Raw genomic sequence first — 255 nt, 5'->3', positions numbered from 1 at the left:
CGACTCGGGCGTCCACGTCACCGACCTGGGATCGCTCGACTGGGGCGACCCCGCTCGCGGCGACCTGCTGATGCTGAACACGTCGCCCCGCCTCACCCTCACCCATCCCGACATCCCCGCGGCCTACGCGCGGGCGATCCGCAACTACCGATACGGCCCCGCCGCTGCGAAGGTGGATTTCGCTCTCGACGGGCCGATTCCCTGGGCGAATCCCGACGTCGCCCAGTCGCCCACCGTCCACATCGGCGGATCGGC

General features: G+C 71.0%; 1 pseudogene. It reads left to right on the top strand.

The features are described from left to right. Positions 1–255, top strand: a pseudogene (locus SB753_RS39310) (hypothetical protein); the annotation flags it as partial.

Source organism: Paraburkholderia sp. SIMBA_053, assembly GCF_046534895.1.
In the GTDB taxonomy this organism is placed as follows: Bacteria; Pseudomonadota; Gammaproteobacteria; order Burkholderiales; family Burkholderiaceae; genus Paraburkholderia; species Paraburkholderia caledonica.
The sequence above is the reverse complement of the archived record's forward strand: the minus strand, read 5'-3'. Positions and strand labels throughout refer to the sequence as shown.